Annotated in this window: 17 protein-coding genes and 1 pseudogene; 12 read left to right on the forward strand and 6 right to left on the reverse strand. The window is 60.1% G+C overall.

Going from position 1 to position 18,649, the window contains the following annotated elements; genetic code table 11:
• The first annotated feature begins 174 nt into the window (after nt 1–174).
• Nucleotides 175–1,188 carry an IS110 family transposase gene (locus tag B0G77_RS32360; protein ID WP_133661566.1) on the forward strand — a complete coding sequence of 338 codons (1,014 nt, stop codon included), beginning with the start codon at nt 175–177 and terminating at the stop codon, nt 1,186–1,188.
• A gap of 512 nt (nt 1,189–1,700) precedes the next feature.
• Here B0G77_RS32360 and B0G77_RS32365 read toward each other — a convergent pair.
• The 3 genes and pseudogenes from B0G77_RS32365 to B0G77_RS32380 form a co-directional block, all read right to left on the reverse strand.
• A pseudogene (locus B0G77_RS32365) lies at nt 1,701–1,877 on the reverse strand (IS6 family transposase); the annotation flags it as partial.
• A gap of 36 nt (nt 1,878–1,913) precedes the next feature.
• Complete coding sequence (locus B0G77_RS32370) at nt 1,914–2,222, reverse strand: SRPBCC domain-containing protein (protein ID WP_133665942.1); 309 nt, start codon at nt 2,220–2,222, stop codon at nt 1,914–1,916.
• Between the two features lie 418 nt (nt 2,223–2,640).
• On the reverse strand, nt 2,641–2,916 hold the full coding sequence (locus tag B0G77_RS32380; RefSeq protein WP_133665944.1) for a hypothetical protein: 276 nt from the start codon (nt 2,914–2,916) through the stop codon (nt 2,641–2,643).
• A gap of 347 nt (nt 2,917–3,263) precedes the next feature.
• Here B0G77_RS32380 and B0G77_RS32385 point away from each other — a divergent pair, with 347 nt between their 5' ends.
• Entirely contained in the window at nt 3,264–3,515 is a 252-nt protein-coding gene (locus tag B0G77_RS32385; protein ID WP_243751298.1) for a helix-turn-helix domain-containing protein, read from the forward strand.
• Nucleotides 3,516–3,684: 169 nt separating this feature from the next.
• On the opposite strand, the gene B0G77_RS32390 is transcribed toward B0G77_RS32385, so the two are convergent.
• Entirely contained in the window at nt 3,685–4,551 is an 867-nt protein-coding gene (locus B0G77_RS32390; RefSeq protein WP_133665945.1) for an IS5 family transposase, read from the reverse strand.
• Nucleotides 4,552–4,659: 108 nt separating this feature from the next.
• Between B0G77_RS32390 and B0G77_RS32395 the strand changes: the two genes are divergently transcribed.
• Nucleotides 4,660–5,745, forward strand: a complete 1,086-nt coding sequence (locus B0G77_RS32395) for an IS630 family transposase (protein ID WP_133666955.1) — start codon at nt 4,660–4,662, stop codon at nt 5,743–5,745.
• Between the two features lie 457 nt (nt 5,746–6,202).
• On the opposite strand, the gene B0G77_RS32400 is transcribed toward B0G77_RS32395, so the two are convergent.
• Nucleotides 6,203–7,135: a LysR substrate-binding domain-containing protein gene (locus B0G77_RS32400; RefSeq protein ID WP_133665946.1), complete on the reverse strand. Its 933-nt coding sequence runs from the start codon at nt 7,133–7,135 to the stop codon at nt 6,203–6,205.
• 344 nt (nt 7,136–7,479) lie between these two features.
• On the opposite strand from B0G77_RS32400, the gene B0G77_RS32405 reads away from it, so the two are divergent.
• From B0G77_RS32405 to B0G77_RS32445, 9 genes are all read left to right on the forward strand, one after another.
• Nucleotides 7,480–8,721 carry an aromatic ring-hydroxylating dioxygenase subunit alpha gene (locus B0G77_RS32405; protein WP_133665947.1) on the forward strand — a complete coding sequence of 414 codons (1,242 nt, stop codon included), beginning with the start codon at nt 7,480–7,482 and terminating at the stop codon, nt 8,719–8,721.
• A 302-nt stretch (nt 8,722–9,023) separates the two neighbouring features.
• Nucleotides 9,024–9,782 carry a 2Fe-2S iron-sulfur cluster-binding protein gene (locus tag B0G77_RS44780; protein WP_279571359.1) on the forward strand — a complete coding sequence of 253 codons (759 nt, stop codon included), beginning with the start codon at nt 9,024–9,026 and terminating at the stop codon, nt 9,780–9,782.
• Between the two features lie 242 nt (nt 9,783–10,024).
• Nucleotides 10,025–12,442 (forward strand): FAD-dependent oxidoreductase, encoded by a 2,418-nt coding sequence (locus tag B0G77_RS32415; protein ID WP_133665949.1) that lies wholly within the window; start codon nt 10,025–10,027, stop codon nt 12,440–12,442.
• Nucleotides 12,443–12,503: 61 nt separating this feature from the next.
• On the forward strand, nt 12,504–13,253 hold the full coding sequence (locus tag B0G77_RS32420; protein WP_133666964.1) for an electron transfer flavoprotein subunit beta/FixA family protein: 750 nt from the start codon (nt 12,504–12,506) through the stop codon (nt 13,251–13,253).
• Nucleotides 13,254–13,274: 21 nt separating this feature from the next.
• The gene (locus tag B0G77_RS32425) at nt 13,275–14,231 is read left to right on the forward strand and encodes an FAD-binding protein (RefSeq protein WP_133665950.1); all 957 of its coding nucleotides are present in this window, start codon (nt 13,275–13,277) and stop codon (nt 14,229–14,231) included.
• 37 nt (nt 14,232–14,268) lie between these two features.
• Nucleotides 14,269–15,315 carry an ABC transporter substrate-binding protein gene (locus B0G77_RS32430; RefSeq protein ID WP_133665951.1) on the forward strand — a complete coding sequence of 349 codons (1,047 nt, stop codon included), beginning with the start codon at nt 14,269–14,271 and terminating at the stop codon, nt 15,313–15,315.
• Between the two features lie 163 nt (nt 15,316–15,478).
• Nucleotides 15,479–16,279, forward strand: coding sequence for an ABC transporter permease subunit (locus B0G77_RS32435; protein ID WP_133666965.1), 801 nt, complete (start codon nt 15,479–15,481; stop codon nt 16,277–16,279).
• 14 nt (nt 16,280–16,293) lie between these two features.
• Nucleotides 16,294–17,235, forward strand: coding sequence for a betaine/proline/choline family ABC transporter ATP-binding protein (locus B0G77_RS32440; RefSeq protein WP_243751301.1), 942 nt, complete (start codon nt 16,294–16,296; stop codon nt 17,233–17,235).
• Nucleotides 17,235–17,636, forward strand: a complete 402-nt coding sequence (locus tag B0G77_RS32445) for a hypothetical protein (RefSeq protein ID WP_133665952.1) — start codon at nt 17,235–17,237, stop codon at nt 17,634–17,636. The genes B0G77_RS32440 and B0G77_RS32445 overlap by 1 nt, the downstream gene beginning before the upstream one ends.
• Before the next feature lie 71 nt (nt 17,637–17,707).
• On the opposite strand, the gene folD is transcribed toward B0G77_RS32445, so the two are convergent.
• Nucleotides 17,708–18,607: a bifunctional methylenetetrahydrofolate dehydrogenase/methenyltetrahydrofolate cyclohydrolase FolD gene (gene folD, locus B0G77_RS32450; RefSeq protein ID WP_133665953.1), complete on the reverse strand. Its 900-nt coding sequence runs from the start codon at nt 18,605–18,607 to the stop codon at nt 17,708–17,710.
• Nucleotides 18,608–18,649 lie beyond the last annotated feature (42 nt).

An 18,649-nucleotide genomic window follows, 5' to 3' on the forward strand; every position in this document is an offset into this window, starting at 1 on the left:
CGGCGATTCCCGGCGGAATGCATTTACCAAATTACGGATGACTGCTTCCTGGCGTACTTCAGTCTTTCAGGGCCGGAGACAGAATGATGATCATGTAGCCGGCCTCCTCGCCGCGGTTATGCGACGAGGGTTAAAGTCAGTTTGCGAAACGCACTTGACCCTGCGGAGACCGACATGAACTATTGTGGCATAGACCTGCATTCGAACAACTGCGTCGTGATCGTCAGCGACGAGAACGACAGGATCGTGTACCAGAAACGCCTGCCCAACGAGCTCGCGCAGATCACGGCGGCGCTTGAACCGTACCGGCGCGAACTGGCAGGTGTGGTCGTGGAGAGTACGTACAACTGGTACTGGCTGGTGGATGGACTGATGGACACAGACTACCGGGTCCACCTGGCCCATCCCGCTGCCATCAGGAAATACGACGGACTTAAGCACAGCGGCGATTTCGCCGATGCGGCCTATCTGGCGCAGCTGCTGAGGCTCGGGTTGCTGCCCGAGGGCTATGTCTATCCGCGCGAAGAACGCAGCGCACGCGACCTGGCACGCAAGCGCATGCAACTGGTGCGCTATCGCACAGCGCAGATCCTTTCGATCGAGGGCATCCTGATGCGGCAGACGGGGAGCACGATAAATGGCGAGGCAGTCAAACGGCTGACGGCCGGCCAGGTCGATGAATTCGCATTTACGCCCGATGTCGCGCTGGCCGTGGAGGCCAACCGCGCGGTCAGCCAGGCGCTGGGGCAGCAGATTGAAGCGCTCGAGAAGCGACTGAGGGAACGCGTGATTCTGCGTGCCGAGTACCACCTGCTCAGGACGGTGCCGGGCATCGGCGACACACTCGCGACCACCATCATGCTCGAGACCGGATCGATCAGCCGCTTTGCCCAGGTCGGCAACTTCAGTTCCTACTGTCGCTGCGTTGACAGCCTGAGGGAGAGTAACGGCAGGAAGAAGGGTGAAGGCAATACCAGGAACGGCAACAAGTATCTCGCGTGGGCGTTTGTCGAGGCAGCGAACTTCGCCATGCGTTACTGCCCGCAAGCCAGAAGCTTTTACGATCGCAAGAAGAGCAGGACGAACCGCGTCCTGGCAATCAAGGCTCTGGCACACAAGCTTGCGCGGGCGTGCTACCACATGCTGCGAGACCAGAAGCCCTTCGATGTGCACCTGTGTTTCGGGTAACGGTTTGGCCAGGGGCGATGAGCCAGAACAAGGGACTGGTGTGAAGCCACCCGAATGATTTGGACGCCGCCCTTGCGCCATCTGAATGGATGCAGAACGCTGAATCGCCCAGACCGTGAGCCATCAAAGGACTGGCGTCGTCACGGCGATAGCCACAGGGAATGCAAGCAGCCCCCTTGGACACGGCCTGGTACCAAAGTTTCTCTGGGGCGGCAACTGCCGCCAGGGCAGTCGCGGAGCATTGCGACAGGCTTGATCCCGACGGGTGTCTGGTGCGATTCGGTTCGCAACCAACGAGTGAGAAAACGGACGCGGTTAGTGTTTGCACGATTGAAGGTGGCGCGCTGTTGTCGCTGTGAATTGACGCAACTGTTTGCGACGCACTTTTTTTTGTTCTTGACTCCGGCCGGCTAATGGGCGTCCCCTTGTGGCCGACTGCCGCCCGTCGTGTGCGGTATCCGAAAAGTGCCACATAGCGCTGATATTCAGTGCCATATAGCAATCAAAGTCACAGAATGGTCCACCTCGAAACCCCGTTCGGCCATCATCTCCTCCAGGTGACGCAGGCTCAGCGGGTAAGCCACATACCACCGAACACACAATAGGATCACGTCCAGCGGATAGTGCAGGCGTTTGAGCACCTTCGCTATGCCAGCAGGCAGGGCCTTTCTCTCAGCCACCTTCTTCATATCACGCTTCACTTCGGGAAAATGTCCGCCTGGATTTTACTCCCGCACCCTTAGCGCGACACAACCCGTTCCACTGGGTTCCAGTTCCATCGTGCAGAGCGACTCGCCTTCAGCCTTGAGCTCGGGCTTGTCCTGATGCTGCCAGCGGATCACTAACCGCCGTGGCGGCTCGGCCTCGACGATCTCGCCGACGTCGGTGATGCGGCCATCGGGGTAGACATTCTTCCACGAGGATCCCGCCGTCCACTGGCTTTCGCAGTGGTTGCCGAACCAGTACTGCTTCATAAACTCCGCGTCGGTCAGCGCTGACCACAGCGTCTCCGGCGTGGTGCGGATGTAGGTCACATAGACAAAGGTGAGGGTCGGCCGGGCTCAGCAGCTGCCGCCGGTCAACGCGTTTTCGTATAGGCGGCGTACAGTCCGGCATGCAGGTCACGCAGCGTCTTGCGCCGCTCGACCGGCTCATTGCTGGCTGCGAGGACATCGCAGCGGCGGCCGGCGTATCGAAATCCACCGTCTCGCTGGTGCTGGCAGCAGAGTCCGAAAATCAAGGTGGAGACTGCCGCCAAGGTGTTGTGCGCTGCGAAAACGCACGGGTTTGTGTGCGACCGGAGCGCAGCCAACGTGTGTCAGCAGCAGCACAAGATGGCTCCATGGCCCGGTGGCGGTTGGTCTGCGATGCACCCTACAGTTCACTTATTCACGTCGTCTTATTCGTCTCGAGAGTGCACCCCTTCCCGCGACTACTGCACGGGCTGAGGCATTAGTGGATATCGCGGCCACCAGCCTCCGACTGCTGCTCCGGCCCCTGCTGTCCCCGCTGCCGCCCCTGATCCTGCTGCCGAGGGAGCCCATAATACTGTTCGATCTGCTCAAGGTGGTCTTGCAGGCGGTAGAGTGCTTCCCTCGACACCGGGATCGTATCTTCCCGGTCTCTCGGAACGGCAACCACCTGAGACGCCAGGTCGTGCAGCCGGCCGAACGCGACCGCCAACTGGACCGTGCTTTGAATCGAGCTGTTCCCGTACTGTTGTTCCATGTTGATACTCCGGTTGGTTGCAATTTGCGGATGACTCCGCGGCTACCGCTCGCTGCTTCTACGCAGGGAACCTGCCTGCACAAGACTGAGACACTACCGCGGACAGCGTCGCCGGACAGGCCCCACGACTCGCAAGGCTGCTGTGGAGGTCGGGCTGACGCGCGAACCGCCCACGGCACACATTGGTTCCTTCACGTGATCGGTATGGGTAAGCAAGGAAGACGGCAACTCGAAATCCATTGTAGCGTTCGACACCTTTGAGGGGCTAAAGGCAGTTGATCCGGTGAGTGCGGTGCAAGGCGGCCTCAAATCTGAAGTGCAACACCTGTTTCGTATAAGGTGTTGCGATGCACGAAAGAACTCAGTATCAACAACTTCAGCCTGAAGAGCGCCTGATCATTGCAAGTCTGCATCTGCAGGGTTCGAGTATCCGGGCTATGGCCCGGATACTCGGGCGCTCGCCAGCCACCGTTAGCCGTGAACTGGCGCGAAACAGCTTGCCTGCTGGCTACGCGTCCGTGTCGGCCGAAGCGCTCAGTGCCGCACGCCGCAGCGCGGGTCGCAGCCCCACAAAGCTTTCTACTGGTTGCAGGTTTTGATGTGATCGGCCATGAATGGTTTTCGTTATATCATCAGGATTGCAAATGGTTGATACCAGACTGAATTGAAGACCGGATTGAGGTGATAAAGGGTGAATGGGGCAAGGTACGCGTGAGCTGGATCTCGACGCGCTGCGCCGGAACTGAAAACCTCAGCGACGCCGTTCGATTAGATGCGGCAGTAGTGCCGCAGGTTGATCATCGTGTACGCGAGTGTCTTGAACGCATAGTGAAGAGGGCTGAGGCGTTCGAAGCGCAGCAGCAGACGGCGAAACTTGTCTTCCCAGCCGAACAGCCGCTCGATGGTGTTGAAGCGCTCTTTGAAAATGGCCGGCTCGAACAGCGCCTTGCGGCCGCGTTTGGGCTTGTTCCTGCCACGCGGGTTCGGGTTGATGTTGGGCACCATGCCACGATTGAAGATGGCCTTGCGATTCACCCGGCAATCGTAGGCACCATCGAGGCTGACGATGGTGCCGTGTAGTGCCAGGCCTGCTTCGCGGGCGGTCTTCATCAGTGAGGGCAATGCCTCGCGTAACATCGGCGATTCGTTGTGGTTGCCGGGTGCGGCCACGAACGGTGCGATGACGTTGCAGCGCCGGTCACAGAAAGCCACGACCTTGCAGCCCTTGAGTTTTTTATGCCCACTGAAACCGAGATTGTCGCCGCCTTTCTTTGCCGCAGTCGTTGTGCCGTCGCCGTGAATGATCGACAGATCGAGCAACTGGTCCTGCTGGAGTCGGCGTACTGACGCCAGAAATATCGCGTCGAAACATCCACTCGCCTGCCAGCGACGAAAGATCCGGTAAATGCTGGTCGGATGGATTTCGCGTCGACCCTGCTGATTCCTGTCGATCGGCAGCATGTGCCACTGGCATCCAAGGTACAGCGCCTTCAGGATGTAGTTGAAGATCCTGTACAACGGCAGTCGCGGCAGCGGGCCACGACGACCCCGCGGCAAATGCGGCAAGACAAATTCGTGGAATTGCGCTTCGCTCAATTCCACCGGAATCCCTTGTCGGGCTTGGCGTTGGGCCATTTTCCATCATCAAAGCGATGGATTCTAGTGTATCGTTCGATTCTTGGTGGAACTTAAATGAATTGTGTCGCTCCAATGCTCTACTTCGGTTTGGATTGGAGAAAACAATTGCGAGTTGCGCCGGTTGTTGTGTTGAGCGAGGAGCAGGAAGCCGAGTTGACCAAGCTCGTTCGTTCCAAGCGGACGAGCGTGCGTCTGTCGCAGCGCGCACGAATTGTTCTACTGGCCGCACAGGGCCTGCAGAACAAGGACATCGCTGAGCAACTGGGCATTGGTCGCGTGCAGGTTTCGCGCTGGCGCGAGCGCTATGTTGAGTCTGGCCTTGAAGGCATCGAACGCGACTTGCCGCGCGGCGCCCCGCCATTGAAGGTAGACGTTCAGAAGCTGGTTGAACTGACCACGCAAAGCAAGCCCATGGCAGCCACGCACTGGAGCACGCGCAAGATGGCTGCCGAGCTGGGCGTCAGCGCCAGCACCGTGATGCGGCATTGGCAAGCCAATGGGCTGAAACCGCACATCGTTCGAGGCTTCAAGGTATCGCGCGACCCAAAATTCGTTGAGAAGCTCGAAGACATCGTGGGCCTGTACATGTCTCCGCCCGAGCACGCCCTGGTGCTGTGCTGCGACGAGAAGAGCCAGGTACAGGCGCTGGACAGGACGCAGCCTGGCTTACCTCTGAAGAAGGGGCGTGCGCAGACGATGACGCACGACTACAAACGCCACGGCACGACCACGCTGTTTGCAGCGCTCAACGTGCTCGATGGGCAAGTGATCGGCCAATGCCAGCAGCGACACACTCATGCCGAGTGGCTGAAGTTCTTGCGCCAGATTGATCGCCAAACGCCCAAGGGCAAGACGCTGCACCTGATTGCCGACAACTACGCCACGCACAAGCACCCGGCGGTACAGGAGTGGCTGGCCAGGCACCCGAGGTTCAACATGCACTTCACACCGACCTCGGCGTCGTGGCTGAACATGGTCGAGCGGTTCTTCCGAGACATCTCCGAGAACCGGTTGCGCCGCGGCGTGTTCACCAGCGTGCCCGAACTCGTGACCGCCATCGGCGAATACGTCGCCCATCACAACACCGACCCCAAGCCATTCATCTGGACCAAGACCGCGCGCGACATCCTGCAGAAGGTCATTCGAGCCAACTCGCGCTTAAGTTCCAAACAGAACGGAACACTGCACTAGCCGCTTCGACGACAACCGCTCGAATCCCTTACCCAACCCGCCTCTCCGCCCGTTTTAAGCCCAGCGAAAAACCTGCAACCAGTAGTAGGGCAAAACAATGAAATAGTGGCCGCATGGCCGGTGGCAGGCGCGCTGGAAGAGTTGCAGACCTTTGGCGGAGGAGCGCGCTTTTCCGCTTTGAGCCAAGCGGGACGGGGCAGGCGGGCCGGCTTCGCTCTTCGGGGGGTTTCCCTCGCATGGTGGGCGGATGCGTCGGGGACGTGACGAGGCTCGGCAGCCACGGTGTACGTCAGCAGTCGGCCGGATCACAGCCGGTCGGCAGAAATCTCTATGATTGAGGCGCGCTGATCAGTATCAGGCGGGGTGACCGCCACGCTGTACCGTGTCGACCACATTGTGACGACTATCGCGATACGGCTGGCAACGGCTATTGAGGGGACACTTGGCCGCATCGGCCTCAGGCAGCAGATTGTGCTCCCCAGCTGTTGTTGGTGTCGGCGGCGTACTCGATCAGGGTATCGAGTACCTCCTTCGCCGCTTGGCTGAGTTCATAGTTGTCCGCCGTCACGATGTATTCAGACAGCCGGGTACGCACGCTGATATCGAGCGGTCTGACGAGGTGCCCGTCTTCGATCATTTCCGTGCAACCGTAGGACCAGGCAAGTGCGACGCCTTTCCCGGCACATGCTGCGCGGTATGCCAGATCGAAATTGCTGACACGGATCGAACTGTGATGATCGCGCGGCTCGACGCCCGCCAGTTCGAACCAGTCATCCCAGCAGTTGCATACCGACAGACCTGCCTCAACATCGATCAGCACTTCGTTCTGTAGGTCGCATGCGGAATGGATGGAATATTGTTCAAGGTAGGATGGGCTGCAGACCGGAAAAATCTCTTCGTCGAACAGCTTATATTTAACGAGACCTGGCCAGTGCCCATCTCCGTAGTGGATAGCCAGATCGACGGCTTCACGGCGAGGATCAACCGGCTGATCGCTGGCGAGTACCCGGATATCGATTTCCGGATGGCGTTCGCGAAACCGGATGATGGCCGGCATCAGCCAGAAGCTTGACATGGCAACGCTCGCAGCGATCGTCACGCTAGTCGACTCAAGGTTCTCGATGATGGCCACCGCGCGGCGAATCGACATCAGGCTTTGCGCGATTGCCTGTTGAAACACCATCCCGGCCTTGGTCAGCTCGATTTCGCGGTGGCGCCGATTGAAAAGCGGAACGCCAATTCTTTCTTCCAGCACCTGAATCTGCCGGCTGACCGCACCTTGTGACAGGTTCAATTCCTCGGCCGCGCGCGTGAAGCTCAAGAGCCGCGCTGACGCTTCGAACGCGCCGATTGCGTTGAGGGGAGGCAGACGTTTCCTTGGCTTGATCATCGTGCTTTCCCTGTAAGAATGGCGATGTTTGCGAGCGTTCCTCCTCCTGTCGGTCACGCTTCGTTCAGAATTCTGTCATGTGAAAACATTAGTCAAAAATCTATTTGACCGGAATTCGGGTAAGTCCTCACCAGACAGTCCGGCGAGTGCTACATTGCTTCCGCATGAGGGCAAGCGTTGCTATGCGTGCCGCCCTTGCATGCGAAAACGCATGTCAGGCATCAGGAAAAATGGGTTGTCTCGTCAAAATTGGAGTCCTCTAATGACACCAAACCCTGAGCGAGCCGTCGCTTCCGCATACCTCACGGTGCACATGGGATTCTTTGGAAACATCAGGATGGGACATGTTCGACCATAAAAAACTCGACGCTTTGCTGGCGACCTATACGCCGGGACGCCCTCTTGCCCAGGCGTTTTACAAGGACACGGAGCTGTTTGAGGCGGATCTCGCACTCATCTGGCAGCGAAAATGGCTGTTTGCCGGCTTGAGCTGCGAGATCAGGCAGGCCGGTGAGTGGTTCACGGTGCAGCTTGGCGAGACGTCGGTTATCGTCGTGCGGGACCGTGAAGGTGGTGTGCGCGCCTTCTTTAACACCTGCCGTCATCGCGGCTCGCGTATCTGCGCGGGTGAGAAGGGTAAGTCAGGCGCATTCGCCTGCCCGTACCATCAATGGACCTACGGCCTCGACGGCAAGCTGATGTTCGCGCGTAACATGGGCGACTCGTTTGACCTGTCGGCCTTCTCCTTGAAGCCGGTTGCGTGCGAAGTCGTAGCGGGCTATGTGTTCATTTGCCTGTCCAGCACGCCCGACGATTTCAGCGGCTTTCGCCGCCGCGTCGAACCGTACCTCGCGCCGCACGGCATCGAAGATGCAAAGATCGCCTACGAATCCACCATTGTCGAGAAAGGCAACTGGAAACTCGTACTCGAGAATAATCGCGAGTGCTACCACTGCAGTGCCAATCATCCGGAATTGCTGCGCACGATTTCCGAGTTCGATGGTCCGACCGATCCACGCTACGGTGGCCAGTTCGCCGCGAAGACCGAGCGCGACGAAGCGCGCTGGAGGCAGGCCGGCCTGCCCTACGGTCCGGTCGAAGAGGAGCCGGTGTACCGGATGGTGCGAGCCGCGCTGGAGCGGGGCGTGTCTTTCACCATGACGGGCGAAGCGGCCTGCAGCAAAGTCATGGGAACGCTCCCCGAGCGGGACGTCGGCGCGCTGCGCCTGCTGCGCTTCCCCAATACGTGGAATCATGCTTTGGGTGATCACGCGCTGGCATTCCGTCTTCTGCCGCTCGGCCCCCGCGAGACGCAAGTCACGACCAAATGGATCGTGCACAAGGACGCGGTCGAAGGCGTCGACTACGATCTGGAAACGCTGACCGCGGTATGGAAAGCGACCAACGCCCAGGATCAGCGGCTTGTCGAAACGAATCAGCTCGGCATCAATTCAATCGGCTACGAGCCAGGGGTCTATTCGGACCAGGTGGAGTCCGGCGTAATGGCATTCGTGGACTGGTACATCGCCGCACTCAGAGAGGGTCTTGCGCAGATGCCCAGGACAGTGCCGCTCAAGGTGTGTTAACAGTGGCCGCGAAGCACGCAGGCTCTTCACCGTCAACGCGCGATGACGGTTTCTTCCTGGCAGAGTGCGTAGGAGTGGTCGACGAGTCCGACAATGTAAGGACATTCGAATTCATCGCCGTTGACGGAAGGTCGCTCGACTTTGCAGCGGGGCAGCACATTACGGTCGAGGCGCCGACCCAGTGCGGCATTCTGTACCGTTGCTATACATTGTCGTCGACGCCCACGCGCGCTGGGCGCTTCGCAATAACGGTTAAAGCTGCGTCTCATGGTCCGGTGTCGAGGTGGTTGCATCATGAGATCGTGCCAGGCGCTCGCCTTTGGCTCTCCGCACCTTCGGGCGCTTTCATCGCACCTGGAGCAACCGGAGGTGCGTATTTATTCGTCGCTGGCGGCGTGGGCATTACGCCGCTCCTTTCGATGACAAGGGCGTTGTTTGACGCTCGCGCCGACGTCGACCTTTTCTTCCTGCAATGTGCGCGCTCACGGGAAGATCTCCTGTTTCGCAACGAACTGGAGGAGATGGCCGCATGCTGGCCGAGCCTGCAACTCAAGCTGATCGTGTCCCGCGATGCCGCTGCACCACTTCTGGCTGGCCGGCTGGAACGCAGCAAGCTGGCCCAATGGGTTCCCGATATCGCGAAGCGCACCGTTTATTGCTGCGGCCCCGATGCATTCATGAAGACTGTCTTCGAGGCTGCGGCGAGTCTTGGCGTTGCGGCGCAACGGTATCACCAGGAGAGTTTCGTGCTGCCGCACGCAGCTCGCGCTACAACGTCCGAAGCTTCAGCGCCGGGCGCGCAGGTCACTGTGACGCTTGCCGCGTCCAGGCTCAAGTGCGTTGCGTCGACGAATGATGTGCTGATAGACGCAGCGCAATCGGTGGGGGTCGTGATTCCGAGCGCGTGCCGCGCCGGCATGTGTGGCACCTGCAAAACGCGCGTGATCGCGGGCCAGGTCGAGATGGAGCATAACGGCGGCATTACCGACGAGGAGATAGCTGCGGGATGGGTCCTGACCTGTTGTGCACGCCCGCTAACAGACATAGAACTGGATTGTTAGGCTGACAAGTTAAATTTATGGCTGGTGATCTCATAAAACAATAAGTAGTACGAATGTCATTGCAACGCCACTTTCTGCATGCTGAATTGCATGCAAACCATGTTCTAAATTGGTTTGAGAAAAGAACTAACGCTTCTTAGCATGCGTCTCACACGCGCTGAATCCGTCAGACGCGAGATGATGGACGAGATGCCGGTTCTTGTCGCTTTTCGATATACGCACACACGAATGGAAGGGAATTCATGAAGACTCATTGTCAGGTGGCGATTATCGGCGGAGGCGTGGTTGGCGCCTCGGTGCTGTACCACTTAACGAAATTCGGCTGGACCGACGTCGTGATGCTTGAGCGCAAGGTTCTCACCGCCGGATCGACGTGGCATGCGGCCGCGGGCTTCCATGCGTTTAACGGCGATCCCAATGTCGTCAGGTTGCAGAGTTACACAATCTCGCTCTACAAGGAAATCGAGGAAGAGGGCGATCAGAATGTCGGCCTGCATGTGCCTGGCGGCATCACCATGGCGGCAACACCTGAGCGCTGGGAGTTTCTGCGCACCGAGTGGTCACGGCACCGCTTCATGGGTCTCGACACCGAGTTGATCACGCCATCGGAAATCAAGGCAATGTGTCCGCTCGTCGACGTGAGCGAGGTCAAGGGAGGTCTGTGGGCGCCGAACGAAGGCCACCTGGATCCTTACGGATGTACGCAAGCCTATGCGCGCGCCGCGCGCAGACGCGGCGCGGAGATTTATCAGCATACCCGGGTAGAAGCGCTTGAACCGCGCGCGGACGGCAGTTGGACGGTCATTACCGATCAGGGGGTGATTCACGCCGAGCACGTGGTCAACGCAGCGGGACTCTGGGCGCGGGAAGTCGGAGCAATGGCGGGCGTGAAGCTGCCGCTCATTCCGATGGAGCATCACTATCTCATCACAGAAGACATTCCGGAGCTCGTCTCGCTCGGACGGGAGATTCCGGTGATGGTCGACCTCGACGGCGAGATTTACATGCGTCAGGAACACCACGGTGTTCTGTTCGGCGTCTACGAAAAGCGCTCGACGCCATGGTCCCTAGACGGGACTCCGTGGGAATACGGCGAGACCGACCTGTTGCCGCCGCGGCTCGAGCGTATAGAAGAAGAACTGATGCGCGGCTTCGAACGTTTTCCGAGCGTAGGTAACGCCGGTATCAAACGCGTCGTCAATGGGCCCTTCACATTCACGCCGGATGGCAATCCGCTCGTCGGCCCCGTACGCAGTTTGCGCAACTACTGGACGGCTTGTGGTTGCATGGCAGGCTTCAGTCAAGGCGGCGGCGTCGGCCTTGCACTGGCGCAGTGGATGATCGAGGGCGAACCACAAGACAACGTGTTCGCCATGGACGTGGCGCGTTTTCCTGACCTCACACAGAACTACGTCGCGGCAAAAGCGCGGGAATTTTATGAGCACCGGTTCTATCTTGCGCGTCCGAATGAGCAGTGGCCCGCGGGCCGCCCACTCAAGACCACGCCGCTATACGACCTGCAGGAACGGGCGAATGCCATATTCGGTGTCAACTACGGACTTGAAACGCCGATGTGGTTTGCGCCGGCCGGCCAGCCCGCCCATGAAACGCCTACCTTTCGCCGGTCGAACGCCTTCGACACCGTAGCAGCAGAATGCCACGCCATTCGTGAACAGGTGGGATTGTTCGACGCAAGCGGCTACGCGAAGTACGAAATCAGCGGACCTGGCGCCGAACAGTGGCTCGACCGATTGTTCGCCAGCCGTCTGCCCGAAATCGGCCGTGCCCGGCTTGCACCGCTCCTTTCGCCGTCGGGCCGTCTCAAGGGCGATCTGACGATTCTGCGGCTCGCGGCGCAGCGATTCCTCGTGACAGGATCCGGCTACCTGCAGGAGTGGCATCTGCGCTGGTTCGAGGATCATCTGCCGGCAGACGGGAGCGTGCGCATCGACAACCGCAGCGAGTCGCTGGCGATGCTCGCGATCGCCGGTCCAAATGCCAAGGCGCTGGTTGGCGAAGTCTTCGGCAACGCGGCAATTGCCGCGACCCAACGCTTCATGTCGGTCGCCCGGATCGATGCCGGCTTCGCCCCGGCGTGGATCGCACGCCTGTCGCTGACCGGTGAACAGGGCTACGAGATCTACGTCGAGAACCACTATCTGCGTAGCGTCTACCAGCAGTTGCTGGCGGCGGGCGGCGAGTTCGGGCTGCGTCAGTACGGCGTGTGGGCGTTGCTGTCGACGCGCCTCGAAAAAGGTTTCGGCATCTGGTCACGTGAATTTGGTCCTGAGTACACGCCGGCCATGGCGGATCTCGAACGCTTCATCGTCTTCGACAAGGGCGATTTTATCGGACGCGAGGCGGTGCTGGCGCAACGCGGCGTGACGCCCGTACACCGGCTCGCGACATTCGAAATTGATGCGTTTGACGCAGACGCCAGCGGCTTCGAACCGGTCTGGGTGGGTGACGCGGCGGCGGGCTATACCACGTCCGGTGGCTATGGTCACACGACTGGCAAGAGTCTCGCAATGGGTTACGTCAAGAGCGAATACCTTGGCGATGCGAGCACGTTCGAGATCCAGATTCTTGGCGAGCGCCGGCCCGCAAGGATACTCGCAGCGCCAGCATACGATCCGGATGGCGCGCGCATGCGCGGGTAGTACGACGGCATGCTCAGATGCCCGCGGTGGGCACAACGATCATTGAACGAACAAGGTGACTATGAAAATCGTGGTGGCAGTCAAGCGCGTTATCGATTCAAACGTGAAGCCGCGGGTGCGCGCGGACCAGACCGGAGTCGATATGACGAACGTGAAGATGTCGATGAATCCGTTCGACGAAATCGCTGTTGAGGAAGCCGTGCGCCTGAAGGAAGCGGGTGTCGCGGCCGAAGTGATCGCCGTGTCCGCCGGTGTTGCTCAGGCGCAGGAAACACTGCGCACGGCGCTGGCGATCGGCGCGGACCGGGCGATCCTGATCGAGTCGAATGAAGATCTTCAGCCGCTCGCGGTAGCCAGACTGCTGCATGCGGTCGTCGAGCGTGAAGAGCCGCAACTCGTGATTCTCGGCAAGCAGGCGATCGACGACGACTCCAACCAGACCGGTCAGATGCTGGCTGCACTGACAGGCTGGCCGCAGGCCACGTTCGCTGCGAAGTTGGATTTATTGGAGGGGGCCGCGCTCGTTTGCCGTGAAGTGGACGGCGGCACCGAGACGGTGTCGCTCAATTTGCCCGCCGTCATTACGACGGATCTGCGCCTGAACGAACCGCGCTACGTGACCTTGCCGAGCATCATGAAGGCGAAGAAAAAGCCGCTGCAGACACTGACGCCCGGCCAGCTCGGCGTGGACGTGGCGCCCCGGGTGAAAACGCTGAAGGTCGTGGAGCCGCCGAGGCGTTCCGCCGGCGTCAGAGTGCCGGACGTGCAGACTTTGCTCGACAAGCTGAAGACTGAAGCCAGAGTGATTTGAACGGGGCGAGGAGACAACGACATGACGATTCTGGTTATCGCCGAACACGACGGCGGCACGATCAAAACTTCGACGCTCAATGCGGTGACGGCGGCGGCGGTGATCGCCACTTTCACCGGCCAGCCGATTCATTTGCTTGTGACGGGATATAACGCCCAGGCTGCGGCTGACGCCGCGTCGCGGATCGCCGGTGTGAGCCGCGTATTGCTGGCCGACGCGCAGCAACTGGAGCCGGGGTTGGCGGAGAATCTGGAGGCGACGGCACTGGCGCTGCTGCGTCGCGAGAGCGGGATTTACGCGCATGTGCTGGTTGCCGCCACCGCCTATGGCAAGAACGTCGCGCCGCGCCTCGCCGCCAAGCTCGACGTCGCGCAGATCAGCGACATCATCGCGATCGCGGGAGCCGATACGTTCGACCGGCCGATCTATGCTGGCAACGCTATCGCCACCGTGCAATCGTGCGATCTGATCAAGGTCGTCACCGTGCGGACCACTGCATTCGATCCCGCCGCCGCCGAAGGCGGCAGCGCGACGGTGGAAAGAATCGAAGCGGCACGCGATACCGGCATCTCACGGTTGGTCAGCCGCGAGCTGACCAAGCCAGACCGGCCTGAGTTGACGTCGGCGGCTATCGTCGTGTCCGGCGGCCGGGGACTCGCCAGCGCGGAGAACTACACGAAAGTGCTCACGCCGTTGGCGGACAAGCTCAATGCCGCACTCGGCGCTTCTCGCGCCGCGGTGGACGCAGGGTTTGTACCAAATGACTATCAGGTCGGTCAGACTGGCAAGATTGTCGCGCCGCAACTCTATGTGGCCGTGGGCATTTCTGGCGCGATCCAGCATCTCGCGGGGATGAAAGATGCCAAGGTCATTGTCGCGATCAACAAAGACCCGGAGGCGCCGATTTTCGGCATCGCGGATTACGCCCTCGAAGCTGATCTGTTCGTCGCGGTGCCTGATATGACAGCCGCGTTATAACAACCACTCGTAGTTCGCAAAAGTAACGGAGAAAAGCATGTTCAAATGTATTGTAAGACGTATAGGCGCTGGACTGCTGTTGTGCGCGGCCGCCTTGGCGCAGTATGCCCATGCCGCGCCGGCCGATTCGGCCTGGTGCGCATCCGGCAAACCGGTGAAGTTCGCTGAAATGGGCTGGGACAGCGCCAGATTCATGACTGAAGTGATCCGTTACGTGCTCGAGAAGGGGTACGGCTGCAAGACCGATCAGACACCCGGCACCAACGCCATTGCCCTGCAAGGCGTGGTGATGAACGACCTGAACGTGATGGTCGAATACTGGTCCGGCCGCACGCCTGCATACGAAAGCGCGGCGCGTGAGGGCAAGGTCAGGATTCTCGGCTCGCTGATCTCCGGTGGCAGCGTGGAGGGCTATTACGTGCCGGAATACGTCATCAAGGGTGATCCCGCACGCGGTATCAAGCCGCTCGCGGCGGAGTTGCGCAGCATTACGGATCTGCCGAAATACAAGGAAGTATTCGCCGACGAGGAATCGCCGTCGAAAGGGCGGCTTTATAACTGCCCGATCGGCTGGCAATGCGAGTCCGACACTGCGCAGAAAATGAAAGCCTACAAGCTTGACGACGCGTTCACCGACTTTCATCCTGGTTCCGGGCCGGCGCTCGATTCGGCCATCGAATCGGCGTACGCGCGAGGCAAGCCAATCCTGTTCTACTACTGGGAACCGTCGACGATCCTTGGCCGTTTCAAGGCCGTCCGCCTCGCGGAGCCCGCGTTCAACGAAGCATGCTGGAAAACCATCAACGGCAGCAAGGATGCGAATCCGTGCGGATCGGCCTCGCCACCGACCACGCTGCGCATTGTCGTGTCGAACGCGCTATATGCCGCCGATCCGCAAATCGTCGGACTGTTCGAGAAGGTGCAGTTCCCGATGGAGTCGATCAATGCGGTTCTTGCACGCATGGCAAGCGAAAAAACTCCGCCGCGACAGGCCGCGATCGACTTCCTGAAGGCCAACCCCGATATGCTGTCGCACTGGGTTCCGGCCGATGTGTCGAGCAAGGTCCGCAGCAGTCTGCAGTGACATTGCGCGTGGGGCGCGCCGGGGACGGCGATGCTCTTTCATCTATCGCATCGGGTGAACGCCGGCGCCGCAATGCTGCGCCGGCACGACTCAAAGTACAGGTGCCGTTGTGAACGGAATATTCTTGCAACTCGATCTGGGCGACCCGATCAACCGCTTCTTCATGGGGCTCGTGGCGCAATACGGCGATCTGTTCCACAGCTTCAGCGCGCTCCTGCTGAGCTACGCGCTCAATCCCGTCGAGGCGGTGCTGAAGGGAGCGCCGCCGCTTGTCGTGATCGGCGCGATAGGCGCGATCACGTGGCTCGGTTCACGCAAAATCGCACTCACGGTGCTGCTCGCGGCGATGACCTACCTGATAGGCTGCCTCGGGCTATGGGACAAGCTGATGCAGACCTGCGCGATCATGCTTACCGCGATGATCCTGACGGTGCTGATCGGCCTCCCGCTCGGAATCGCGATCTCGCGTAGCCGCTGGTTGGCGCGGGTGTTCAATCCGATCCTCGACATGATGCAAACACTGCCTTCGTTCGTGTATCTGATTCCGGTCGTCATGCTGTTCGGCCTCGGCCGCGTGCCGGCGATCTTTGCTACGATGATTTACGCGTTGCCGCCCCTGGTCCGGCTGACCGATCTTGGCTTGCGGCAGGTGCCCGGCGACGTGCTCGAGGCCGCGAGGGCCTTCGGCGCAACCCCACGCCAGCAACTGCTCGCGGTGGAACTGCCGCTTGCCTTGCCTTCCATCATGGCGGGCGTCAATCAGGCCGTGATGATGTCGCTGGCGATGGTCGTCATTGCGTCGATGATCGGCGCGCGCGGACTCGGAGAGGACGTGCTGGCGGGCATCAACAATCTGGACATGGGACAGGGTGTAGTCGGCGGCGTTGCGATCGTGATTCTGGCGATCGTTTTCGATCGCATCACCCAGTCGTTCGGCATCAGCAAGCGCGCGCGGCGCGGTTAAAGTGAGAGTCTTCGATGAATATTTCTTCACTGCGCAACATTGTGGGTAGCCTTGAATCTGGTAAGGCGCCGCTGAAGAGCACGGTGCCGTCGGCCATGGAAACTACACACGCGGCAGGACTCGCCGCTGCGCGAGAAACTACGGCTCTGCTCGAACTGCGCGGGCTTTACAAGGTGTTCGGACCACATTCGCGGCAGATCCGCGAAGCACTGGAACAAGCCCGGGCAGGTATATCCAAGGAACAGATTCTTTCTGCAACCGGCTGCAACGTGGCAGTGCGCGATGTGTCGCTGTCAGTGTATCCGGGTGAGATCTTCGTCATCATGGGGCTCTCGGGTTCCGGCAAGTCGACACTTGTGCGGCACTTTAACCGTCTGGTCGAGCCGACTGCAGGACAATTGCTGTTTCGCGGCACCGATGTACTGAAGCTCAATTCACGGCAGTTGCGCGAAATGCGGCGCTTCCACATTGGCATGGTCTTTCAGAGCTTTGCGCTGCTGCCGCATAAGACCGTGCTGGAGAACGTGACCTTCGGGCGCTGGATTCGTGGCGATGACGCGGCGGCGTCGCGCGAGGCGGCGCGCACATGGATCAATGGCCGGCTCGGTTTGCAGGGCTACGACGATCGCTACCCTGACGAGCTTTCGGGTGGCATGCGTCAACGTGTCGGATTGGCCCGCGCGCTTGTTGCCGAACCTGACGTGCTATTGATGGATGAAGCCTTCAGCGCGCTCGATCCGCTGATTCGCGCGGAAATGCAGGACATTCTGCTCGAAATGCAGGCCGATCTGCGGCGCACGATTGTCTTCATCACGCACGATCTGGACGAAGCGATGAAGATCGGCTCGCGTATCGCCATCATGAAGGACGGCGAAGTCATTCAGGTCGGCACACCCGAGCAGATTCGCACGAATCCGGCGAACGATTACGTACGGCGCTTTGTCGATGCCCGCTGATGCCCGGCTCGTTTCTACGCGAATATGCCGCTGATGCGTTCGATGCACCGTTGAACGCCACGCTGCTGTGCGAATGCCGGCACGTATTCGTGCGGGGCTGGCGCCCGGGTCCGGAAGCGGCAGCACCGCGTGTGGACGTCAGTTTGTATGTTCCGCTCGCGGATTCCCCGTCGACATTCGACGATCTCGCGGATGTGGTCGATTACGAAGCTGTGTATCACATCCTGCAGTTGCATCCCTTCGTAGCTGCACAGGAATACAGCCGTGCAGTCGCGGCGGACCTGATGAACATTCCCAAGATCGCCGCCGTGCGGATCGCAATACGCTTGCGTTTCGTGATTCTGGTCGACGGCTATTTTCTACGTGACACAGATTCAGCGCTTGCGATAGCCGTGCCTTGACACGGGCAAGTGGCGGAGCGGGTCTACGAGACCAGGCGCCGCCGGCCACGGCGTCACTTGAATGTATGGTTTTATCGGACCGCCGCGTCTAGCACAAGTTCGCGTCCGATACCGTTCTGGTGACATGCCGCAAGCACGGTATTGCGAAGCAGGCAAGCGATCGTCATGGGGCCCACTCCGCCTGGCACCGGCGTAATCGCGGCGACGCGTGAAGCGGCCGATTTGAAGTCGACATCGCCTACCAGCCGGAAACCTTGCTGTTCCGAACCGGTCCGGTTAATGCCGACGTCGATCACCGTCGCCCCTGGCTTGATCCAGTTTTCATTCGCGAGTTCGGCGCGACCCACGGCGACAAACAGGATATCGGCCAGGCGACATACCGCCGCGATGTCACGCGTACTCGAGTGCGCGATCGTCACGGTGCAGTTTTCCTGCAATAACAAAACCGCCAGCGGCTTGCCGACAATATTCGAGCGGCCTACGACCACAGCATGCAAGCCAGCCAGCGACTCGCCCAAATGTTGTTTCGCGAGCATGACGCAACCCTGCGGCGTACATGGCACGAGAGCGTGTGGCGCGCCGTTCAGCAGGCCGCCGGCATTCAGCGCATGGAAGCCGTCCACGTCTTTTTCGGCCGCGATCGTCGCGATCACCCGTGCTTCGTCGATATGGGCGGGCAGTGGCAATTGCACGAGGATGCCGTGTACCGCAGGATCGTCATTCAGCGTGCGAATGAGTGCGAGCAACGCGTCACTCGACGTGTCGGGCGGCAAGCGGTGCTCGATGCTGCGAATGCCCGCCTCGCCGGCTTGACGAACCTTGTTGCGCACATAGACTTGACTGGCTGGATCCGAGCCGACCAGCACGACCGCGAGAGCGGGCTGAATTCGATGCTGCACGGTCAGAGTCGTGACTGCTACACGGGTTGCCGCATTCAGGCGCGCGGCGCATGCCTTTCCGTCGATGATCATGGGGTGAGGAGCTCAGAAGTAAAAAGGCTGGCGGGGTTAGAC

This window comes from Paraburkholderia sp. BL10I2N1 (assembly GCF_004361815.1).
Lineage (GTDB): Bacteria > Pseudomonadota > Gammaproteobacteria > Burkholderiales > Burkholderiaceae > Paraburkholderia.